Annotated in this window: 19 protein-coding genes and 1 tRNA gene; 11 read left to right on the top strand and 9 right to left on the bottom strand. The window is 73.5% G+C overall.

The annotated features are described in order from the left end of the window. Nucleotides 1–4 precede the first annotated feature (4 nt). The gene (locus AC07AL_RS10320) at nt 5–622 is read left to right on the top strand and encodes an RraA family protein (RefSeq protein WP_363579688.1); all 618 of its coding nucleotides are present in this window, start codon (nt 5–7) and stop codon (nt 620–622) included. Between the two features lie 119 nt (nt 623–741). Here the strand turns inward: AC07AL_RS10320 and AC07AL_RS10315 are convergent, their stop codons facing one another. Beyond that, nucleotides 742–1,587 carry an isocitrate lyase/PEP mutase family protein gene (locus AC07AL_RS10315; protein WP_400803999.1) on the bottom strand — a complete coding sequence of 282 codons (846 nt, stop codon included), beginning with the start codon at nt 1,585–1,587 and terminating at the stop codon, nt 742–744. 120 nt (nt 1,588–1,707) lie between these two features. On the opposite strand from AC07AL_RS10315, the gene AC07AL_RS10310 reads away from it, so the two are divergent. Together AC07AL_RS10310 and AC07AL_RS10305 are read left to right on the top strand one after the other, a co-directional pair. Next, nucleotides 1,708–2,739 carry a winged helix-turn-helix domain-containing protein gene (locus AC07AL_RS10310; protein WP_363579690.1) on the top strand — a complete coding sequence of 344 codons (1,032 nt, stop codon included), beginning with the start codon at nt 1,708–1,710 and terminating at the stop codon, nt 2,737–2,739. A gap of 152 nt (nt 2,740–2,891) precedes the next feature. Next, nucleotides 2,892–3,566 (top strand): Crp/Fnr family transcriptional regulator, encoded by a 675-nt coding sequence (locus AC07AL_RS10305; protein ID WP_030240972.1) that lies wholly within the window; start codon nt 2,892–2,894, stop codon nt 3,564–3,566. A 130-nt stretch (nt 3,567–3,696) separates the two neighbouring features. Here the strand turns inward: AC07AL_RS10305 and AC07AL_RS10300 are convergent, their stop codons facing one another. The 5 genes from AC07AL_RS10300 to AC07AL_RS10280 form a co-directional block, all read right to left on the bottom strand. After that, nucleotides 3,697–4,530, bottom strand: coding sequence for an MBL fold metallo-hydrolase (locus AC07AL_RS10300; RefSeq protein ID WP_363579691.1), 834 nt, complete (start codon nt 4,528–4,530; stop codon nt 3,697–3,699). Then, nucleotides 4,527–4,697: a hypothetical protein gene (locus AC07AL_RS10295; protein WP_363579692.1), complete on the bottom strand. Its 171-nt coding sequence runs from the start codon at nt 4,695–4,697 to the stop codon at nt 4,527–4,529. The genes AC07AL_RS10300 and AC07AL_RS10295 overlap by 4 nt, the downstream gene beginning before the upstream one ends. Before the next feature lie 106 nt (nt 4,698–4,803). After that, complete coding sequence (locus AC07AL_RS10290) at nt 4,804–5,670, bottom strand: NUDIX hydrolase (protein WP_363579693.1); 867 nt, start codon at nt 5,668–5,670, stop codon at nt 4,804–4,806. A gap of 64 nt (nt 5,671–5,734) precedes the next feature. Continuing rightward, on the bottom strand, nt 5,735–6,202 hold the full coding sequence (locus AC07AL_RS10285) for a RidA family protein (RefSeq protein WP_350881963.1): 468 nt from the start codon (nt 6,200–6,202) through the stop codon (nt 5,735–5,737). Continuing rightward, nucleotides 6,199–6,357, bottom strand: coding sequence for a Sp36 family protein (locus tag AC07AL_RS10280; RefSeq protein WP_094743074.1), 159 nt, complete (start codon nt 6,355–6,357; stop codon nt 6,199–6,201). The genes AC07AL_RS10285 and AC07AL_RS10280 overlap by 4 nt, the downstream gene beginning before the upstream one ends. Nucleotides 6,358–6,564: 207 nt before the next feature. Between AC07AL_RS10280 and bagA the strand changes: the two genes are divergently transcribed. Further along, on the top strand, nt 6,565–7,647 hold the full coding sequence (gene bagA / locus AC07AL_RS10275; RefSeq protein WP_363627815.1) for an ATPase BagA: 1,083 nt from the start codon (nt 6,565–6,567) through the stop codon (nt 7,645–7,647). A 131-nt stretch (nt 7,648–7,778) separates the two neighbouring features. Beyond that, entirely contained in the window at nt 7,779–8,897 is a 1,119-nt protein-coding gene (gene bagB / locus AC07AL_RS10270) for an ATPase BagB (RefSeq protein WP_363579928.1), read from the top strand. Nucleotides 8,898–9,100: 203 nt separating this feature from the next. Here the strand turns inward: bagB and AC07AL_RS10265 are convergent, their stop codons facing one another. Then, nucleotides 9,101–9,424, bottom strand: a complete 324-nt coding sequence (locus AC07AL_RS10265) for a WhiB family transcriptional regulator (RefSeq protein WP_030240986.1) — start codon at nt 9,422–9,424, stop codon at nt 9,101–9,103. A gap of 423 nt (nt 9,425–9,847) precedes the next feature. On the opposite strand from AC07AL_RS10265, the gene AC07AL_RS10260 reads away from it, so the two are divergent. Then, nucleotides 9,848–12,283, top strand: coding sequence for a transglycosylase domain-containing protein (locus AC07AL_RS10260; RefSeq protein WP_478317307.1), 2,436 nt, complete (start codon nt 9,848–9,850; stop codon nt 12,281–12,283). Nucleotides 12,284–12,417: 134 nt separating this feature from the next. On the opposite strand, the gene AC07AL_RS10255 is transcribed toward AC07AL_RS10260, so the two are convergent. Next, the gene (locus tag AC07AL_RS10255; RefSeq protein WP_363627816.1) at nt 12,418–12,873 is read right to left on the bottom strand and encodes a GatB/YqeY domain-containing protein; all 456 of its coding nucleotides are present in this window, start codon (nt 12,871–12,873) and stop codon (nt 12,418–12,420) included. Nucleotides 12,874–13,034: 161 nt separating this feature from the next. Between AC07AL_RS10255 and AC07AL_RS10250 the strand changes: the two genes are divergently transcribed. From AC07AL_RS10250 to AC07AL_RS10240, 3 genes are all read left to right on the top strand, one after another. Beyond that, nucleotides 13,035–13,979, top strand: a complete 945-nt coding sequence (locus AC07AL_RS10250; protein ID WP_363579697.1) for a metallophosphoesterase — start codon at nt 13,035–13,037, stop codon at nt 13,977–13,979. Nucleotides 13,980–14,079: 100 nt separating this feature from the next. Continuing rightward, nucleotides 14,080–14,153, top strand: a tRNA-Pro gene (locus AC07AL_RS10245). Between the two features lie 347 nt (nt 14,154–14,500). Next, entirely contained in the window at nt 14,501–15,472 is a 972-nt protein-coding gene (locus AC07AL_RS10240) for a YDG/SRA domain-containing protein (protein ID WP_478317306.1), read from the top strand. A 69-nt stretch (nt 15,473–15,541) separates the two neighbouring features. Here AC07AL_RS10240 and AC07AL_RS10235 read toward each other — a convergent pair whose 3' ends face one another. Further along, on the bottom strand, nt 15,542–18,280 hold the full coding sequence (locus AC07AL_RS10235; protein ID WP_478317305.1) for an AAA family ATPase: 2,739 nt from the start codon (nt 18,278–18,280) through the stop codon (nt 15,542–15,544). Between the two features lie 193 nt (nt 18,281–18,473). Here AC07AL_RS10235 and AC07AL_RS10230 point away from each other — a divergent pair, with 193 nt between their 5' ends. Continuing rightward, nucleotides 18,474–18,851 (top strand): nuclear transport factor 2 family protein, encoded by a 378-nt coding sequence (locus AC07AL_RS10230; protein WP_363627818.1) that lies wholly within the window; start codon nt 18,474–18,476, stop codon nt 18,849–18,851. 77 nt (nt 18,852–18,928) lie between these two features. Then, nucleotides 18,929–20,491, top strand: coding sequence for an MFS transporter (locus tag AC07AL_RS10225; protein ID WP_478317304.1), 1,563 nt, complete (start codon nt 18,929–18,931; stop codon nt 20,489–20,491). The last annotated feature ends 206 nt before the right edge of the window (nt 20,492–20,697 follow it).

Raw genomic sequence — 20,697 nt, 5'->3', positions numbered from 1 at the left:
AAGCATGGACCAGGACTTCAAGGACATCCCCACCACCACCCTGGCCGACGTGCTCGGGCGCGCCCAGGTCATGGACATCGGCATCCGTCCGCTGTGGGCGGGGGCGCCGCGGGTGGCCGGCCCGGCGTTCACCGTGCAGTGCCCGCCCGGCGACAACCTGATGCTGCACGCGGCGATCCACCGGGCCGAGCCGGGCACCGTGATCGTCGTCGAGTCGGGAGACCTGGACTACGCGCTGGCCGGCGGCAACGTGTGCGCCGTCGCGCAGCGCCGGGGCGTCGTGGCGTTCGTCGCCGACGGCCTGATCCGGGATCTGGGCGAGGTGCGGGAGCTGGGCTTCCCGGTCTTCGCCCGCGGCGTGATCCCGATCCCGGGGGCCAAGCGGGAGCTCGGCACGCACGGCGCCCGGGTGCGTTGCGGCGGCGTGCTGGTGGCGGCCGGTGACATCGTGGTGGCCGACGAGGAGGGGGTCGTGGTGGTGCCCGCCGACCGACGTGCCGAGGCCCTGGAGGCGGCCCGCGCCAAGCTGGCCAAGGAGGCCGCCGAGACGCTGGACGACTGGGAGGCGGCGCACCGCACCCGGATCGAGAAGACCCTCGGCGAACTGGGCTTCACCGGCTGACCCCCTGCCCGGCGAGCCCGGCCCGGGTGAACAGGGCGGGTGAACAGGGCGGGTGAACGGGCCGGGTGAACGGGCCGGGTGAACGGGGCCGAGCGGCCGTGCTCCCGGCGGGCCCGTGGTCAGCCCCGGTACAGCCCGTTCAGCTCGCCGAAGCCGAGCGCGCCGTCCAGCTCCGCCAGCGTCCCGGCGCCGAGCAGTTCGGCGGCCGCGCGGCGCGCCGCGGTGTACGCGAGCTGGGCGAGCCCGGTGCCGACGCTGACACGCCGCACCCCCGTGGCGGCGAGTTCGGCGACGGTCGGCCCGCCCGCGACGGCCATGGCGTTCACCGGCAGCGGGGAGCGCTCGCACAGCTCGGCGAGGGCGTCGAGGTCCAGCAGCCCGGGGACGAACAGACCGTCGGCGCCCGCCTCGGCGTAGGCCTCGGCCCGGGCCAACACGTCGTCGAGACCGCCCAGCCCGAACAGGAGGACGTCGGTGCGGGCGTTGACCACCAGCTCGGGCAGCCCGGCCGCGGCCGCCGCCGTCCGGGCCGCCCGCAGCCGGTCGGCCTGCTCGGCCACCGGGAACAGCGGGCCGCCGACGGCCGTCGAGTCCTCCAGGTTGACGCCGACGGCACCCGCCCCGACCAGTGCCGCCACGGTCGCGGCCACGTCGGCGGGCGTCGGCCCGTAGCCGCCCTCGGCGTCGACGGTGACCGGCACGTCCACGGCCGCGACGATCCGGCGGGCCGCCTCGACGGCCTGCGCCCGGTCCAGCCGGTGGCCGTCGCCGTGGCCGAGCGACCAGGAGACGCCGCCGCTGGTGGTGGCGATCGCCGGGGCGCCGGCCGAGGCGATGACGGCGGCGCTGCCCGCGTCCCAGGCGTTGGGCAGGACGAGCGGGCCGTCCACGACGAGCTCCCGCAGCCGCAGCGCCCGCTCGCGCGGCGTGGGGGTGGGGGTGGGGGCCTGAGGGGGAATGGACATGCGGGGTCACCGTTCTTCCGTGCCGTCGGGTGCTGCCTCGGTTCCCCCGCATCGTGCGGCCCGGCCCGGGCGGGTCACCACTGATTAAGCTGGGCCCGAATCTTCTGGGAGGGGCCCGGCATGCGGACGGCACTGCACTTCTCCGCGAACGACCTGGCGCTGACCCGTTTCGCCCTCTCCCCCCTGCAGGAGGTGGTGACCAGCCTCCGCGCCCTCGCCCACTCCCCCGTCCCCGCGCTGCACCGCCGCTGGGCCGACCAGGTGCGCGACCGGCTGGCCGCCACCGGACTCGACCGCGGCCGGCTGGCCGTCATGGTCCCGGCCGTCGGCCACCTGCCCGACTTCCTCAACCCCGCACCGGCGGGCTTCTCCCCCGCCCTCGCCGACGAACTGGCCGCGATCGCCGCCACCGGCGCCGGGCAGGTCCGCGCCGACCTGGACATCCTCGCCGCCGAGGCCGGCGGCCGCCTGCCGCCCGTCCTGGAGCCGCTGTACCGCGACCCGGCGGCGCAGCTGCCCCGGCTCACCGCCGAGATCGAGGCGTACTGGCAGCTCGCGCTCGCCCCGTACTGGGCCCGGATCCGCGCCCTGCTGGAGGCGGACGTGTTCCACCGCTCCCGGCAGGCCGCCGAGCACGGCACCGCGCGGATGCTGGACGACCTGCACGAGACGGTCCGCTGGGACGGCGCGGCGCTGCGTCTGGAGCGGCGGCACTGCGCGGTCGCCCGGCTGAGCGCCGGGGCCGGGCTGCTGCTCCTGCCGTCCGCCTTCGCCTGGCCGCGGGTGCTGACCCGGGTGCTACCGCCGGACCCGCCGCAACTGAGCTACCCGGCGCGCGGCGCGGCCACCCTGTGGGAGCCGCGCCCGAACGGGCGCCCGGACGCGCTGGCCGCCGTCCTGGGCCGGTCCCGGGCCCGGCTGCTGGCCGAGTTGGACTCCCCGGCCTCGACCACCGAGCTGGCCCGCCGCACCGGTCTGTCCGCCGCCGGCGTATCGCAGCACCTGACCGCCCTGCGCGCGGCGGGTCTGACCAGCGCCCACCGGGCCGGTCACAGCGTCCTCTACGCCCGTACGGCGGTGGGCGATTCACTGTTCGAACCGTCCGATGACGCGTTCGACCCGGTGCCGCCCCCGCGACGCCCCACCCGGTGACCCGCCGGTACGAATGGCCCCGCACCGCACACCTCGGCACACCCCCTCCTCATATGATCGGAGCGACATGCGCCATGCTTGGTGATGCAGAGCACGGTACGGAACTTGCGCCGGACGGCCCACCCGCCGAACGGCCGAGAAGGAGGAAGCACGTGGACGACGTTCTGCGGCGCGCCGCACTCTTCGCGGCACTCGACGACGAACAGGCCGGCGAGCTGCGCGCTTCCATGACCGAGGTGACCCTCGCCCGTGGTGAGTCGCTGTTCCACGAGGGCGACCCGGGCGACCGGCTGTACGTCGTCGCCGAGGGCAAGGTCAAGCTGCACCGCGCCTCGCCGGACGGACGCGAGAACATGCTCGCCGTCCTCGGCCCCAGCGAGATGATCGGCGAGCTGTCGCTGTTCGACCCGGGCCCGCGCACCGCGACCGCCAGCGCGCTGACCGAGGTCAAGCTGCTCGGCCTGGGCCACGGCGACCTGCAGCCCTGGCTGCACGCCCGCCCCGAGGTCTCCATCGCGCTGCTGCGGGCCATCGCCCGCCGCCTGCGCCGGACCAACGACGTGATGTCCGACCTGGTCTTCTCCGACGTGCCCGGCCGCGTCGCCAAGGCCCTGCTGGACCTCTCCCGCCGGTTCGGCGTGCAGTCCGAGGAGGGCATCCACGTCGCCCACGACCTCACCCAGGAGGAGCTGGCCCAGCTGGTCGGCGCCTCCCGCGAGACGGTCAACAAGGCGCTCGCCGACTTCGCCGGCCGCGGCTGGCTGAAGCTGGAGGCGCGCGCGGTGGTGCTGATGGACGTCGAGCGGCTGTCGCGCCGCTCGCGCTGACCTCGGCGCGCACGTCTTCACGCCTTCACGCCGTAAACGCCGAAGGGCCCGTCCGCTCGGACGGGCCCTTCGGCGTTCCCCTTCGGCATTCCCCTTCGGCGTTCCGTTGCCCGCCCCGCGCGCGACGGGATCAGTCGAGGCCCGGGATCAGCCCGTGCTCCTCCAGGTACTCCAGCTGCGCCCGGACCGAGAGCTCGGCGGCCGGCCAGAGCGCCCGGTCGACGTCGGCGTAGACCCGGGCCACCACCTCGTCCGCGGTCCGGCAGCCGGCCTCGACCGCGGTCTCCACCTGGGCGAGCCGGTTGGCCCGGTGGGCGAGGTAGTAGTCGACGGCGCCGAGCGCGTCCGCGAGCGCCGGACCGTGGCCGGGCAGCACCGTCCGCACACCGTGCGCGGAGGCCATCGTGTGCAGGTGGCGCAGCGAGTCCAGGTAGTCGCCGAGCCGACCGTCGGGGTGGGCGACCATCGTGGTGCCACGGCCGAGGACGGTGTCGCCGGTGAGGATCGCGGCGTCGGCGGGCAGGTGGAAGGTCAGCGAGTCCGAGGTGTGGCCGGGGGTGGCGACCACCCGCAGGTCGAGGCCGCCGACGTCCAGCCGCTGGCCGTTGACCAGGCCCTCGGAGCCCAGCCGGTGCGCCGGGTCCAGCGCGCGCACCTCGGTGCCGGTGAGTTCGGCGAAGCGGGCCGCGCCCTCGGAGTGGTCGGCGTGGCCGTGGGTGAGCAGGGTCAGCGCGACGCGTTTGCCCTGCTGTTCCGCGAGGTCGACCACCCGGCGCAGGTGGCCCTCGTGCAGCGGGCCGGGGTCGACCACCACGGCGAGGTCCGAGCCGGGCTCGGAGAGCAGCCAGGTGTTGGTGCCGTCCAGCGTCATCGGCGACGGGTTGGGCGCCAGCACGCACAGCGCCCGGGCCGTGGCCTCGCCGTCGATGGTGGCGGCCGGGTCGCCCGGCAGGAGCCCGCTCACCGGTTGTCCCCGCCGGGCCGGTGCAGGGCCCTGAGCGGCAGGACCCGGACGAGCGGCCGCTGGGCCTCGACGAACGGGACCGGACTCTCGCAGGCCGGGGTACGGGGGATCAGGCGGCGGGCGGGCAGCTCGGGTGCCGTCCGGCGAGCCACGGCGTTGTGGGTCATCGGGCGTCGGTCCTCTCTGTTTCGAGTCTGTTCGGCGGCGTCGTCGGCGTCGTCGGCGTCGTCGGCGTCGTCGGGCGACAGTGCCGACGAGGGCGGCGCCGGTCGGTCAGGCGTCCTCGGGGAAGTCCCCGTCGATGGTCAGTTCGTCGTACCCGGGCCAGCGGACCGTCATCCGGTCGCCCCGGACCTCGGCCCGGCCCAGCACCGGCTCCAGCGACCGCCCGGAGGCCGCGGTCAGCGCCTCCGCGGCGGTGCGCACCGGCGCCAGCTCGCGCAGCACCGTCACGGTCGGCGGCAGCATCCCGAACCGGCCCTCCCGGTAGCCGAGAACGGCCTCGGCGGGCGTCAGCCAGGCCACCCGGTCGGCCTCGCCGACCTCCAGGGCCGCGCTCTGCCCGGCCGGCAGCACCGCGACGAAGAACCACGTGTCGTAGCGGCGCTCCTCGAACTCCGGGGTGACCCAGCGGGCCCAGCCGCCCAGCAGGTCGCTGCGCAGCACCAGAGCGTGGTCGCGGAGGAACTCGGCGAAGGACAGCTCGTGCGCCTCCAGCGCCGCCCGCTCGGCGCTCCAGTCGCGCGGCGCGGCGACGCTGTCCGCGTCCGGGCCGGCCAGCAGGACGCCGGCTTCCTCGAAGGTCTCGCGGACGGCCGCGCAGACCACCGCCCGTGCCGTCCGGGCGTCCACCCCGAGCCGTCGCGCCCACTCCTCGGGTGCCGGTCCGGCCCAGCCCGTCTCCACCTCGGCGTCGCGCGGATCCACCCCGCCGCCCGGGTAGGCGTACATGCCGGCCGCGAAGGCCATCGAGGTGCGCCGGCGCAGCAGGTACGCCTGCGGCCCGGCGGCCGCGTCGCGCAGCAGCACGACCGTCGCGGCGAGCCTGGGCACCGGCGGGGTCAGCACGCCGGAGTCGACCGCCCGGATCCGGGCGGGCCAACCGGGCGGCATCGGGAGCGTCGTCGCTCGATGGTCCATGCCCGGATGCTAAGCGCACGAAGGCGGGGTTGGACAGGCCCAACCCCGCCTTTCGCGATCACGCTCAGCTGCTCTTGACGCGCACCTGGAGCTCGACCTCGACCGGGGCGTCCAGCGGCAGCACCGCGACGCCGACCGCACTGCGGGCGTGCACCCCGGCCTCGCCCAGCACCTTGCCCAGCAGCTCGCTGGCACCGTTGATCACGCCCGGCTGACCGGTGAAGTCGGGGGCGGAGGCGACGAAGCCGACCACCTTCACGACCCGCTCGATCTGGTCCAGGTCACCGATCACCGACTTGATCGCGGCCAGCGCGTTCAGCGCGCAGGTCTGCGCGAGCTCCTTGGCCTCCTCCGGGGAGACCTCGGCGCCGACCTTGCCGGTGCTCGGCAGCTTGCCGCCGACGACCGGCAGCTGGCCGGAGGTGAACACGAACTCGCCCGAGCGCAGGGCCGGCACGTACGCGGCGACCGGAGCGGCCACCGGCGGCAGGGTCAGACCCAGGTCGGCGAGCTTGGCCTCGACCTTGCTCATGCGTTCTTCTCCCGCTTGAAGTAGGCCACCAGCTGCTCCGGGTTCGGGCCCGGCACGACCTGGACGAGCTCCCAGCCGTCCTCGCCGAAGTTGTCCAGGATCTGCTTGGTGGCGTGTACGAGCAGAGGCGCCGTCATGTATTCCCACTTGGTCATGGCCAGACTCTAGACGAGCGGCCACGGCGATCGGCGCCGCCCACGGACCGGCGTGTGAGGTGGCCCACAAAGGGGGCATGATTCAGGCCCGGCCCCCTGGTGCTCCGGGCATCCGGCGCGCTCCCTGGTTACCCTCGCGAGAGGGCACCGGTAGTTCGGGCCGGCCGACGGAGCGGCCCCGGCCCACGAGACGGACGGAGACGGAGCGTGGCACGCACCCCCGGCCAGGCGGCCCGGCGCGACCCCGACTGGGAGGGCGTCCGGCTGCACGTGGTCAGCGGCAAGGGCGGCACCGGGAAGACCACGCTGGCCGCCGCGCTGGCGCTGGCGCTCGCCGCCGACGGCGGCCGGGTGCTGCTGATCGAGGTCGAGGGGCGCCAGGGCATCGCCGAGCTGTTCGGCATCGCCGCCCTCCCGTACGAGGAGCGCCGGATCGCCGCGGTCTCCCGCGCCCAGCTGGGCCTGCCCCCCGACGACGGGGGCGGCGGAGGCGGCGGCGAGGTGCTCGCGCTGGCCATCGACCCCGAGCAGGCGCTGCTCGAGTACCTGGAGATGTTCTACAAGCTCGGCCGGGCCGGCAAGGCGCTGCAGAAGGTCGGCTTCGTCGACTTCGCGACCACCATCGCGCCCGGCGTCCGGGACGTCCTGCTCACCGGCAAGGCCTGCGAGGCGGCCCGGCGCAAGGGCCCGGACGGCCGCCGCCGCTACGACGCGGTCGTGATGGACGCGCCGCCGACCGGGCGGCTCACCCGGTTCCTGAACGTGAACGCCGAGGTCGCCGGGCTGGCCCGGATCGGGCCGATACACACCCAGGCACAGGCCGTGATGCGGGTGCTGAAGTCGCCGGAGACCGCGGTGCACCTGGTCACCCTGCTGGAGGAGATGCCGGTGCAGGAGACGGTCGACGGCTTCGCCGAGCTGCGCGAGGCCAGGCTCCCGGTGGGCGGGGTGATGGTCAACATGGTCCGGCCGCCGGTGCTGGACGCCGCGGCGGTGGCCGCGGTGGACGGGAACCACCGCGAGGAGGTCGCCCTGGCCCTCGGCGAGGCCGGGCTCGGCGGGCGCTCGCGCAAGCCGGAGACGGTCCGGGCGGCGGTGGAGCCGCTGCTCGACCCGCTGCTGGAGCAGGCCAGGGAGCACGCCGAGCGGGTCGAGCTGGAGCGCGAGCAGCGCGCCGACCTCCAGCAGCTGCGGCTCCCCACGTACGAACTGCCACTGCTGGGCGAGGGCGTGGACCTCGGCGGGCTGTACCGGCTGGCGGGCCAACTGAAGCGGCAGGGGGCGGCGTGACCACCAACGGAACCAACGTAACCAGCGGGAACGGCGGGGCCGGCCGGGCCCACGGCGGCGGTAGCAGCGGTGGGGTCGGCGACGGCGGCAGCGGTGTCCGGGCCGCCGGCAGCCGGCTCGCCGTCGACGGGCTGATCGACGACCCGAGGACCAGGATCATCGTCTGCTGCGGCTCCGGCGGCGTCGGCAAGACCACCACCGCCGCGGCGATCGGCCTGCGGGCCGCCGAACGCGGCCGCAAGGTCGTCGTTCTGACCATCGACCCGGCCCGCCGGCTCGCCCAGTCGATGGGCCTGACCGAGCTGGACAACACCCCCCGGGTCGTCAAGGGGGTCACCGGCAACGGCGAGCTGCAGGCCATGATGCTCGACATGAAGCGGACCTTCGACGAGGTCGTGCTCGCCCACGCCGAGCCCGAACGGGCCAAGGCGATCATGGAGAACCCGTTCTACCAGTCCCTGTCGGCCGGCTTCGCGGGCACGCAGGAGTACATGGCGATGGAGAAGCTCGGGCAGCTGCGCGATGCCGAGGAATGGGACCTGATCGTCGTCGACACCCCGCCGTCCCGCTCCGCACTGGACTTCCTGGACGCGCCCAACCGGCTCGGCTCCTTCCTCGACGGCCGGGTGATCCGGATCCTGACCGCCCCGGCCAAGGTCGGCGGCCGCAGTGCGATGAGGTTCCTCAACGCCGGCATGGGCCTGATCACCGGCACCCTGGGCAAGATCTTCGGCGCCCAGCTGCTCACCGACGTGCAGACCTTCGTCAGCGCGATGGACTCGATGTTCGGCGGCTTCCGCGAGCGCGCCGACCGCACGTACCAGCTGCTCAAGGCGCCGGGCACGGCGTTCCTGGTGGTGGCCGCGCCGGAGCGGGACGCGCTGCGCGAGGCGGCGTACTTCGTCGACCGGCTCGCCGCGGACCGGATGCCGCTGGCCGGTCTGGTGCTCAACCGGGTGCACGGCTCGGGCGCGCCGCAGCTCACCGCGGAACGGGCGCTGGCGGCCGCCGAGGCGCTGGAGGAGAACGGCTCGGAGCACGCCTCGCCCGAGGCCGAACTGCTCGCGGCCGGGCTGCTGAGGCTGCACGCCGAACGGATGCAGATCATGGGGCGGGAGCGCCGAACCCGCGACCGCTTCGTCTCCGTGTACCCGGACGTGCCGATCGTGGAGGTCGCCGCGCTGCCGGGCGACGTGCACGACCTGGACGGGCTGCGCGCCATCGGGGACCGGCTCAGCGGCACCGCGTAGGCACCGGCCCGGCCCGGGCGCCCAACACCGGTGCGCCCGGCGCGAACGTCGTCGGCACGGATGTCCTCAGCCCGAACGTCCTCGGCGCGAACGTCCTCGGCGCGGGTGCGCCGGACACGGGTGCGCTGGGCACCGATGTCCTCAGCCCGATGGCCCCCCGGCACCGGTCTGCCACGGCGCGGGTCCGCACCGCGCCGGTGTGCTCAGCCCGCCTGGGCGTAGTCCGTCAGTATCACGCCGGTCGCGAGGGACTCCTCGTACTCGGTGCGGGCCGTCTCCAGCAGTCTCCGCCACGAGATGACCGTCGGGCGGCGGCGCAGCAGCGCCCGGCGCTCGCGCTCCGTCATCCCGCCCCAGACCCCGAACTCGACCCGGTTGTCCAGTGCGTCCGCCAGGCACTCCGTGCGGACGGGGCAACCGCTGCACACCGCCTTGGCGCGATTCTGCGCCGCCCCCTGGACGAACAACTCGTCCGGATCACTCGTGCGGCAGGCGGCCTGCGCACTCCAGTCGTCAACCCAGCCCATCCCGGCGCCGTCCTCTCCCGTATCGAGGCTCCCCCACGGCGGCAACGGCATATTCACCGTTGCCAGTTGAGGACGTTACGGAAGAACGACAGCGAGCAACAGCCCCTCCGGGCTCAATCTCGAATGACCCGATTGGACTATGGGTACCGGTCAGCTCACTCGTTGGAGTGATCGCAGGTCGCAAGCCTTGTCAATCGCGACGCGGCAACTCTCGCCACGCGTGTCATCACGGAGCGCTACCGTTCACACGGGTACAGCAGGCCACAGCTGCCTCAAAAACCCTCTAATATCGGGCAATTCGGGCAAGTCTCTGCACTCACAAGAGTGAATGGTGTTGACGCACCGAAGCTGTCGCAAGCTTGTGACAAGCGTAGGGGAACACCTGCCCCTGTGGGCGGGATTCCGCGACGTAGGGTTCTCCTCATGGCACCGAAGCGCCCCCAGGCATCCCAGCCCCCAGGCAACACCGGAGCTCCGCGCGATAAGCGCCGCGAGTCGCCGCTCGACATCGCGGGACACGGAGTGAAGTTCCTGGGCGTCAGCGTGCTCTCCGGAGTCCTGCTGGCAGGCCTCGCCCTGCCCGCCGTCGGCGCCATCGGGCTGACCGCCAAGGACACGGCGGAGAGCTTCTCCAACATCTCCGACGACTTCAAGACCCCGCCGCTCACCCAGGCGACGCAGATCTTCGACGCCAAGGGCGGCCTGATCGCCAAGGTGTACGAGCGCGACCGCACCGTCCTCACCGCCGACCAGATGTCACCGTTCATGCGGCACGCCCAGGTCGACATCGAGGACGCCCGCTTCTACGAGCACGGCGCCGTCGACCTCAAGGGCGTGCTCCGCGCCATCGGCAAGAACGCCGAGAGCGGCACCACCTCGCAGGGCGCCTCGACGCTGACCCAGCAGTACGTGAAGAACGTCAACGTCGAGAAGGCCGGCGACGACCAGGCCGCGGTGCTGGAGGCGCAGCGCAAGACCCTGGGTCGCAAGATCCAGGAGCTCAAGGTCGCGATCAAGCTGGAAGAGGACCTGTCGAAGGACCAGATCCTCACCAACTACCTCAACATCACCTTCTACGGCCACCAGGCCTACGGCATCGAAGCCGCCTCCCAGCGCTACTTCAGCAAGAGCAACAAGGACCTGACCGTCGCCGAGGCCGCCACCCTGGCCGGCATGGTGCAGAACCCGTCGTCCTACGACCCGGTGCGCTACCCCGACAACACGGTCAAGCGCCGCAACGTCGTGATCGACAAGATGCTCGAGAACAAGCACATCACCCCGGACCAGGCCAAGGAGGCCAAGGCCGCCCCGCTGGGCCTGAAGTTCAAGGACCCGCAGAACGGCTGCATCACCGCCCAGGCCGGCATGGGCTTCTTCTGCGACTACGTGCGCCACGTGGTCAAGCAGGACCCGGCGTTCGGCAAGAGCGCCGCCGACCGCAAGAAGCTGTGGGACACCGGCGGCCTCAACATCTACACCACGCTGGACCCGGACAAGCAGGCCGCCGCCCAGAACGCCGTCACCAAGAAGGTCAACGTGACGGACACGGTCTCGGCCGCCGCGACCATGATGGAGCCCGGCACCGGCAAGATCCTGGCCATGGCCCAGACCCGCCCGTACGGCCTGGACCCGAACAAGAACCAGACCGTCGTCAACCTCAACGTCGACTCCGCGATGGGCGGCGGCAACGGCTTCCAGACCGGCTCGACGTTCAAGCCGATCCTCGCTGCGGCGGCCCTGGAGTCGGGCCTGTCGCCCACCCAGCCGTTCCCCTCCGAGAACAAGATCGACTACCCGCAGATGACCACCTGCACGGGCACCTGGAGGAACACCGACAAGCCCAAGGCCACGGTGAAGAACGAGTCGGCCGGCGAGATCGGCCCGTACGAGCTCAAGCAGGCCATGGCCCTCTCGGTCAACACCTACTTCGTGCAGATGGAACAGCAGGTCGGCCTCTGCGCGATGAAGCAGATGGCCAACAAGCTGGGCATCACCCAGTCCGCCAAGGGCGACGCCTTCCAGGAGGTCCCCTCGATGGTCCTCGGCACCCTGGAGCTCAGCCCGCTGACCATGTCGAACGTCTACGCGACCTTCGCGGCCCGCGGCAAGTACTGCACCCCGATCGCGATCAACAAGATCAGCACGGTCGACGGCAAGGACGTCAAGGTCCCGCAGACCACCTGCAGCCAGGCCTTCTCCGAGCAGACCGCGGACGCCCTCAACACCGTCCTGCTCAACGTGACCGAGAAGGGCACCGCGGCCGCGCTCAAGCTCGACGACGGCCGGCAGATCGCCGGCAAGACCGGTACCACCGACGAGAAGAAGGCCGCCTGGTTCAGCGGCTACACCCCGTCGCTGGCCACCTCCGTCTGGCTCGGCGGCCCGGCCGGCGGCGTCAAGATGAAGAACATCAACATCGGCGGCAAGCACTTCGACGAGGTGTTCGGCGCCGACGGCCCCGGTCCGATCTGGCAGCTCGCGATGAACCAGGCCCTCAAGGGCTCGTCCCCGGAGCAGATCCAGACCATCAACATCCCGGACCCGGCGCCCAAGACCGACCCCAACGCCAACCAGACCGGCGGGGCCACGCCGCCGGCCGACCCCGCCCAGCAGCAGCCCGGCGGCAACCCGCCGCCCCAGGGCGGGAACCCGGGCGGCAACCCCGGTGGCAACCCGGGCGGGAACCCCGGCGGCGGCAACCCGGGCGGGGGCAACCCTGGCGGCGGCAGCAACAACGCCGGCGGGATGATCGGCGGCGGGTTCACCTTCCCGCCGGGCGTCATCGGCGGGAACAACGGCGGCAACGGCGGCAACGGCGGAAACGGCAACGGCGGCAAGCACGGCGGCAACAACGGCTGACCGGCCCCCGACCCGGGCACGACACGACGAAGGGGCGCCCTCCGAGATCACTCTCGGAGGGCGCCCCTTCGGGCTCCGCGGACGGTGCCATCCGGGCCCTGGCCGCTGGCGCCCTTCGGGCCTTGCGGCGGGGCTCAGCCCGTCAGCGCCGCCCTCACCGCGGCGGCCACCCGGCCGCCCTCCGCCAGGCCGTCCACCTTCGGCTTCACCAGCTTCATCACGGCGCCCATCGCCTGCGGACCGGCCGCCCCGCTCTCGGCGACGGCGTCCGCCACGATCGCGGTCAGCTCCTCGTCGGAGAGCTGCTTGGGCAGGTACCCCGCCAGCACCTCGCCCTCCTCGCGCTCCCGGGCCGCCTGCTCCACCCGGCCGGCGGTGTCGAACGCCTCCGCCGCCTCCCGGCGCTTCTTCGCCTCGCGGCCGATCACCTTCAGCACCTCGTCATCGGACAGCTCGCGCTTCGCCTTACCCGCCACCTCCTCGCTGGTGACGGCGGCCAGCGTGAGCCGGATGGTGGACGAGCGCAGCTCGTCCCGGTCCCTGATCGCGGCCGTGAGGTCCTCGTGCAGCTTCGCCTTGAGCGTCGTCATGGCCCCGAGTCTCCCACCTGCGACGTTCGGTCGCTTGCCATTAACCGGCCCGGCGGCAGGCAACGGGCCCGCTGGCACGTAACGGACCCGCCTGCGGCCCCGTATCCGCGCACGGCCACCGGACGTTCACCGGCTGATCCACCGTCTGAGAGCATGGAGCGATGCGACCGCTGTACTCCGTTCCCCTCGGCTTCGCCGCCGCCGGCGCCGCCTGCCTCGCCTACTCCGTCGGGTACGAGGTCCGTTCCTTCCGGCTCCGCCGGGTCGAGGTCCCCGTCCTGCCCCACGGCGCCCGGCCCATCCGGGTACTGCAGGTCTCCGACATCCACATGGTGAGCGGGCAGGGCAAGAAGCAGCGCTGGCTGCAGAGCCTCGCCGGCCTGCGCCCCGACCTCGTCGTCAACACCGGCGACAACCTCTCCGACCCCCTCGGGGTCCCCGCCGCCCTGGACGCGCTCGGGCCCCTCATGGACTTCCCCGGCGTCTACGTCTTCGGCTCCAACGACTACTACGGCCCGGCCCGCAAGAACCCGGCCCGCTACCTCCAGGCGATGCGCAGCGGCGCCCACGGCCTCAACAACGCCGACGGCACCGGCCGCCGCGGCATCACCGGCGCCGTCCACAACCCGTGGGAGAAGCTCCGCGACGGCTTCGACGCGGCCGGCTGGCTCGACCTCACCAACACCCGCGGCCGGCTCACCATCGGCGGCCTCGACCTCGAATTCACCGGCCTCGACGACCCGCACATCCGCCGCGACCGCTACAGCGAGGTCGCCGGCGGCCCCTCCCCCGACGCCGACCTCTCCCTCGCCGTCGTCCACGCCCCCTACCTGCGCGTCCTCGACGCCTTCACCGCCGACCGCTACCCGCTGATCCTGGCCGGCCACACCCACGGCGGCCAGCTCTGCATCCCCTTCTACGGCGCCCTGGTCACCAACTGCGACCTCGACGCCCGACGGGTCAAGGGCCTCTCCACCCACCAGGCCGGCGGCCGCCGCTCCTACCTCCACGTCTCCGCCGGCTGCGGCACCAACCGCTACACCCCCGTCCGCTTCGCCTGCCCCCCCGAGGCAACCCTCCTCACCCTCACCCCGGCCCCCCGCTGACCTGCACCGGACGCCCGCCAAGAACCGGATTTCGTGTCTCGGCGAGCGTCCGGTAGAGTTCTACTCGTTGCGAAGGAGACGGAGCAACAAACCGCAGGACCGGGGTGTGGCGCAGCTTGGTAGCGCGCTTCGTTCGGGACGAAGAGGCCGTGGGTTCAAATCCCGCCACCCCGACCCAGTAACACCAGCTCAGGGCCGGTGACCCGCAAGGGTTACCGGCCCTGACTGCTTTCCCCAGGGCCCCCGGAGACTTTCCGGAGAAAGCCCTCAGACAGCTGGCCCCTCGGCCCAGGGCTGACCGGGCTTCAGGCGGTGGAACCGTAGCGAGCCTGTACGCGTTGCGCGAATATAGATCGCTTGGCGGATCGATCGAGGACCCGATGTCGGAGACGAGTCGGGTAAACGCCCGCTGCGCGGCAGTGGCTGTCTTGCGCGTCGACGAGTCTCCGGCCAGCCAGGTCAGCAGCAGACCGTCGACGCCTTGGTGAACCGTTTCTTTAGCGCTGAGAGGACCGACAGCTTTGCGGATAAACACCCTTCTCACTGTCCCCACCGGCTTTGACGGCTTCGGGTCGATACCGGGGATAGCGGCCGGACGCGTCTTCGTGAATCGGCGGGCTCTGAGCGAGGCAGGCGTGCACCGGCCGCTGCAGGCAGGCATCTGTGGCACCAAGAAGCTCGGTGCGGAGTCGATTGTCGTGTCTGGCGGCTATGAGGACGACCTGGACCACGGCAACGTCATCGTCTACACCGGACAAGGGGGCCGTGATGCCGACACAGGCCAGCAGGTGGGCGACCAGACGCTCACCCGCGGAAACGCTGCGCTGGCGACCAGCATGGCTACTGGCATCCCGGTGCGAGTCGTACGCGGCTCACAAGGCGATCCTCAGCACTCGCCCACCACTGGCTACCGCTACGACGGGCTCTTTCGTGTCGAAGACTTCTGGCGCGAGACCGGTCAGTCCAGCTTCGCGATCTGGCGCTACCGGCTCGCAAAGATCGCTTCTGAGGAAACCGTGAGCGAGGGTCCCACGCTTCAGGAGCCGGTCGGCAGGGAGACGCCGACGCGATTGGAAGCGACGATTCAGCGGATCGTCCGCAGTACCAAGGTGGCGAACTTCGTGAAGCGCGTCCATGACTTCACCTGCCAGGTGTGCGGCACCCGACTTGCCACGCCCACGAGTGCCTACGCAGAGGCTGCTCACATCCGGGCCCTGGGGCAGCCGCACAACGGGCCTGATCTCGCGGGCAACGTGCTGTGTCTGTGCCCCAACCACCACACGCTGTTCGACTTCGGCATGCTGTCCATCGCGGATGACCTGACGATTACCGACCGCGCCACAGGTGCCGGCCTTGGGAGGCTGCGCGAGGCTGATGGCCATCGGATCGACCAGTCGCACCTGGCGTATCACCGAGAGCACCACTCCCAGGGATGGAAGCATGCCCAGGACGGGGGCCTCGGCGACGAAGGTGGCATCGGGGCCAAGGAGTAGCGAACCGACGAGTGGAGAGCAGGGCCCTGCCGGAGGTGTTCGGGAGGGCCCTTTGGTGTGGGTGGGGTGTCAGAGGGTGGTGGGGAGGTCGGTGCGGGAGGTGATGTGGAGTTTGGGGTAGGCCTTGTAGAGGTGGTGGGCGACGGTGCGGGGGCTGAGGAAGAGTTGGGCGGCGATCTCGCGGTTGGTGAGGCCTTGGGCGGCCAGGCGGGCGATCTGGAGTTCCTGGGGGGTGAGGGGGGAGTCGGGGGTGCCGGTGGGGCTGGTGGTGGGGGCCGGGGTGCCGGTGGCGGTGAGTTCGGTGCGGGCGCGGGCGGCCCAGGGGTGGGCGGCGAGGCGTTCGAAGGTTTCGAGGGCGGCGCGCAGGTGGGGGCGGGCGTCGGTGCGGCGGCGGGAGCGGCGCAGCCATTCGCCGTAGAGGAGGGCGGTGCGGGCCTGCTCGAAGGGGCGGTGGGTGCCTTCGTGGAGGTCGAGGGCGGCGCGGTAGGCGGATTCGGCGAATTCGTCGGGGCCGAGCAGTGCCTGGCAGCGGAGTCGGAGCGCTTCGGTCCAGGGGCGGTCGGCGGCGGCGCTCCAGCGAGCGAAGCGTTCGTAGGGTTCGGCGGAGCGTTCGGGGGTGCCGAACCGGACGGCGGCTTCGACCAGGTCGGGGACGGCCCGGGTGGCGCTGACGTGGTGCCGGTGGGGGCCGGTGGTGAGGGTGTGCAGGCGGTCGGCGGCGTCGCCGGCGCGGCCGTGGCCGAGGTCGAGCAGGGCGAGTGCCCAGTGGGCCCAGGGGCGGCCGGCGGCGGGGGCGGCGGTCTGCGGGCCGGTGGTGGCGAGGGATTCGGCGGTGAGCCGGGTGCAGCGGTCGGTGTCACCGTCGAGGGCGGCCAGGTAGGCGAGGAGCGCGGTGAGTTGGCTGGTCCACTGGTGCTGGCCGGTGTCGCGGGCGAGGGCGAGGGCTTCGGTGGCGGTGACTTCGGCGTCGCGGTGGCGGCCGTGGAAGAGTTCGGCCTCGGCGAGGAAGAACTGGAGGGTGGGCATCACACCGATGGTGCCCTTGGCGCGGGCTTCGGTGACGAGTTCGCCGCCGAGTTCGGCGGTCTCGTCGTCGCGGCCGAGGATGAGGGTGGCGCCGCAGAGTTGGACGAGGTCGACGGGGGTTTCGGCGCCGGCCTTGCGGGCTGCCGCGGCGGTGTCGCGGGCGGCGGGCGGCTGTGGTGCGGGCCGGCCGAGGGCGGGGAGTACGGCGGCGGGCAGGTGGCGGGCGAGCGGGGCGAGCGGGGCGTCGTCGGCGAGCGGTAGCGCGGCCAGCCGGTCGAGGACGGCGATCACCGGTTCCTCGCCCGCGTACCAGGCGGTGTGGAAGGCCTGGAACAGCATCCGGGCGGCGTGTGGCGCCTCGATGGCGGTGCCGGCGGCGTCGAGCAGCAGCCGGTAGGCGGTCGGGTAGGAGCCGCGCCAGAAGTGCGCGGTGGCCCGGACCTGGTCGAGCAGTGCGTGTGCCAGGGGGTTGTCGGTGCGGGCCCCGGCCTCGTCGGCGAGCGTCTCGGCCCGCACCAACTTCCCTTCTTCGGTGGCGGCTTCGGCGGCCAGGACGAGGCGGCGGGTGGCGGCGTCGCGGTCCGGGGTGAGCCGGGCGGCCCGCTCGTACGCGGCGGCGGCGCCGCCGTGGGCGCCGCGGGCCTCGGCGCGGACGGCGGTGCGTTCCAGCGCGTCGGCGAGGGCGGCGTCGGGGGCGGTGGCGGCGTGGGCCTGGTGCCAGGTGCGGCGGTCGCCGTCCGGCAGTGCTCCAGCGATGGCCTGGTGAATCGCCAGCCGCTGGTGGTGCGGGGCGCGTTGCAGGATGGCAGCCCGCAGGAGCGGGTGGCGGAAGGCGATCCGGCGGTCGGGGGTGACGCTCGCCAGGCCCGATTCCTCGGCGGGGCCGAGGTGTTCGGCGGGGACGCCGAGGGCGGCCGCGGCGGGCAGGACGACGTCGAGTTCGCCGGTCTCCTCGGCGGCGGCGACCAGCAGGAGGGTCTGGGTGGCCGGGGGCAGGCCGGTGACCTGGCCGTGGAAGGCGATCAGCAGCCGGCTGGTGAGCGGCAGGCCACCGGGCGCGGGCGGCGGCGAGCCGTGGGTGTTCGCCTGCGTCCCGGCGGCGATGGGGAGTTCGGTGAGGGCGAGCGGGTTGCCGGCCGCCTCGACGAGCAGCCGCTCGCGGACGGCGGCGGGCAGGCCGGGGCCGGCCCGGTGGTCCAGGAGCCGGGCGGCGTCGGGCTCGGGCAGGCCGGTCAGCCGGAGCTCGGGGAAGCCCGTGGTCGGGAGTTCCGGTGCGCCGCCGCCGGTGCGGGCGGCGAGCAGCAGGGCGACTCCTTCGGCCTGGAGCCGGCGGGCGGCCAGCAGCAGGGCGTCGAGGGAGGCGTCGTCCAGCCACTGTGCGTCGTCGAGGACGCACAACAGGGGCTGTTCGGTGGCGAGTTCGGCGAGCAGTCCGAGGGTGGCGAGCCCGACCAGCAGCCGGTCGACCGGGGCGCTTTCCTCGGAGAGTCCAAACGCCGCCTCCAGGGCGCGCCGTTGCGGCCCGGGCAGGGCGTGCAGCCGGTCGAGGCCGGGCGCGAGCAGCAGGCTCAGCCCGGCGAAGGGCAGTTCCGCCTCGTACTCGACGCCCGCTGCCCGGATCACCCGGAACGCCTCGCCCGCCCGCCCGACGGCGTGGTCCAGCAGCGCGGTCTTGCCGATCCCGGGCTCGCCCCGGAGCAGCAGCACCCCGCTGCGGCCTTCGCGTGCCGCGTCCAACAGTCCCGCCACGACGGACTGTTCGTGTTCCCTCCCGTACAGCATGCCCCCGACCCTACCGAGGCCCTCCCGGCCGCAGGTGCGGGCGGGCCCGCCGAGCACACCTACGTACCCCCCCGCCGGACGCTACGTACCCCCATGCCGATACGTGACTGATTCGCCCGCGCCGGCCCGTCCCTACCTTGGTGAGCAGCGGGAACGAGCCGCTCAACCACCCACCGGGACACGGGAGAAGACCATGACCGAGATCACCACCACCGCCCTCCAGCAGCTCGCCGAGCGCTACCTCGCGGTCTGGAACGAGACCGACCCGGGCGCCCGCCGCAAGCTGATCGACGAGGTGTGGGCCGTGGACGGCCGGTACACCGACCCGCTGGCCGCCGTCGCCGGCCGGGACGCGATCGACGCGCTGATCGGCGCGGCCCAGGCCCAGTTCCCCGGGCTGGAGTTCACCCTCGGCCCGGTGGACGCGCACCACGACATCGCCCGGTTCACCTGGAACCTCGGGCCGGCCGGCGCCGAGCCGGTGGTGATCGGCTTCGACGTCCTGGTGGCCTCGCCGGACGGGCGGATCGGCTCGGTGTACGGCTTCCTGGACCGCGTCCCGGGCGCCTGACGGCAGGCCGGACGGGTCGGGGGCGACCCCCACCGCCCCCGACCCACTCCCCCCAACCCCACTGAGGAGAAGCCGAGATGAGCTCCGCCCTGACCGCCCGCCCATCGACCGCGACTGGCAATGCGCCCGACAATGCGCCCGGCACCGCGGGCACCGCCGCGAGCACCACCGCGCCCGGGGCCGAGGCGGCGGCCGGCGCCCCGCGCGGCCTGCTGGCGGTCGTCCTGACCGCCACCTTCATGACCGCCCTCGACTTCTTCGTCGTCAACGTCGCCGTCCCGTCCGTCCAGGCCGACCTGGGCGCCGGACCGGCCGCCGTCCAGTGGGTGATCGCCGGATTCAGCCTGGCCCTCGCGGCCGGCCTGGTCACCGCCGGCCGACTCGGCGACCGGTACGGCCGGCGCCGGGTGTTCGGGCTCGGCCTGGCCCTGTTCACCCTCGCCTCCGCGGGCTGCGGCCTCGCCCCCACCGCCGCCGCGCTGGTCGGCGCCCGGGTGGTGCAGGGTCTGGCGGCGGCGCTGATGGGCCCGCAGGTGCTGGCGATCCTGCGGACGGCGTTCAGCGGCGCGGCGCAGGCGCGGGCCTTCGCCCGGTACGGGCTGACCATGGGCGTCGGCGCGGTGTTCGGCCAGTTGATCGGCGGGCTGCTGATCCGGGCGGACCTCTTCGGCCTCGGCTGGCGCAGCTGCTTCCTGATCAACCTGCCGATCGGCCTGGCCGCTCTGGCCCTGGTCCGCCGCTGCCTGCCGGAGTCGCGCGCCCCGCAACGGCCGGGCCTGGACCCGGTGGGCGTGCTGCTGGTCACCACCGCGCTGACCGCCCTGGTGCTGCCGCTGATCCAGGGCCCCGCGCAGGGCTGGCCGCTGTGGACCTGGCTCTGCCTGGGCGGCGCGGTCGCCCTGCTGGCCGGCTTCGTGGCGCATCAGCACCGCACCCGGACCCGCGCCACCGCCCCCGGCTCCGCCCCCGACTCCGCCACCGCCCCCGACTCCGGCTCCGCCACCGACTCCGGCAGCGGCTCCGGCCCCGCCGCCCCGCTGGTCGACACCCGGCTGTTCCGGACCAGGGCCTTCGGCGCCGGTCTGCTCGCCCAGCTCGCCTTCTGGCTCGGCCAGGCGTCCTTCTTCCTGGTGCTCGCCCTGTACCTCCAGCTGGGCCGCGGCCTGGACGCGCTCGGCGCCGGGCTGGTGTTCACGGCGATCGGCCTCGGCTACCTGCTCACCTCCAACGCCACCCACCGCGTCGCCGCCCGGCTCGGCGGGGCCCGGACGATCGCCGTCGGCGGGCTGCTGATGGCCGTCGGGCTGGGCCTGCTCGCCCTCGCGGTGTACGGCGCGCCGGGCGGGAGCGTGTGGTGGCTGACGCCGGGGCTGTTCGTGGACGGCCTGGGAATGGGCCTGGTGATCGCCCCGGTGACCTCCGTGGTGCTGGCCGGGGTCGAGCCCCAGCTGGTCGGGTCGGCCGCCGGGGTGCTGGCCACCGTGCAGCAGGTCGGCGGGGCGCTGGGCATCGCACTGATCGGCCTGCTCTACTACGGCGGAGGCGACCCGGCGGCCGCGTTCGGCCGCAGCGTGACGGCGCTGGCGGCGCTGGAGCTGGTGCTGGTGGGCCTGGTCCGGCTGCTGCCGCGGAAGGGCTAGCGGGACCGAGCGGGCGCGCACGAGCGGACGGGCTCACAGGAGCGGACGGGATCCCGGGAACGGGGGTGGGAGGGACGGGGCGGGTGGGGGGGGGGGGGGGGGGGGGGGGGGCCCCCCCCCCCCCCCCCCCCCCCCCCCCCCCCCCCCCCCCCCCCCCCCCCCCCCGAGGAAGGGGGGGGGGGGCGGGGGGGGGGGCGGGTGTGGGT

It is taken from the genome of Kitasatospora sp. NPDC043949 (assembly GCF_056435365.1).
This window is presented reverse-complemented; position numbering and strand designations above follow the sequence as displayed.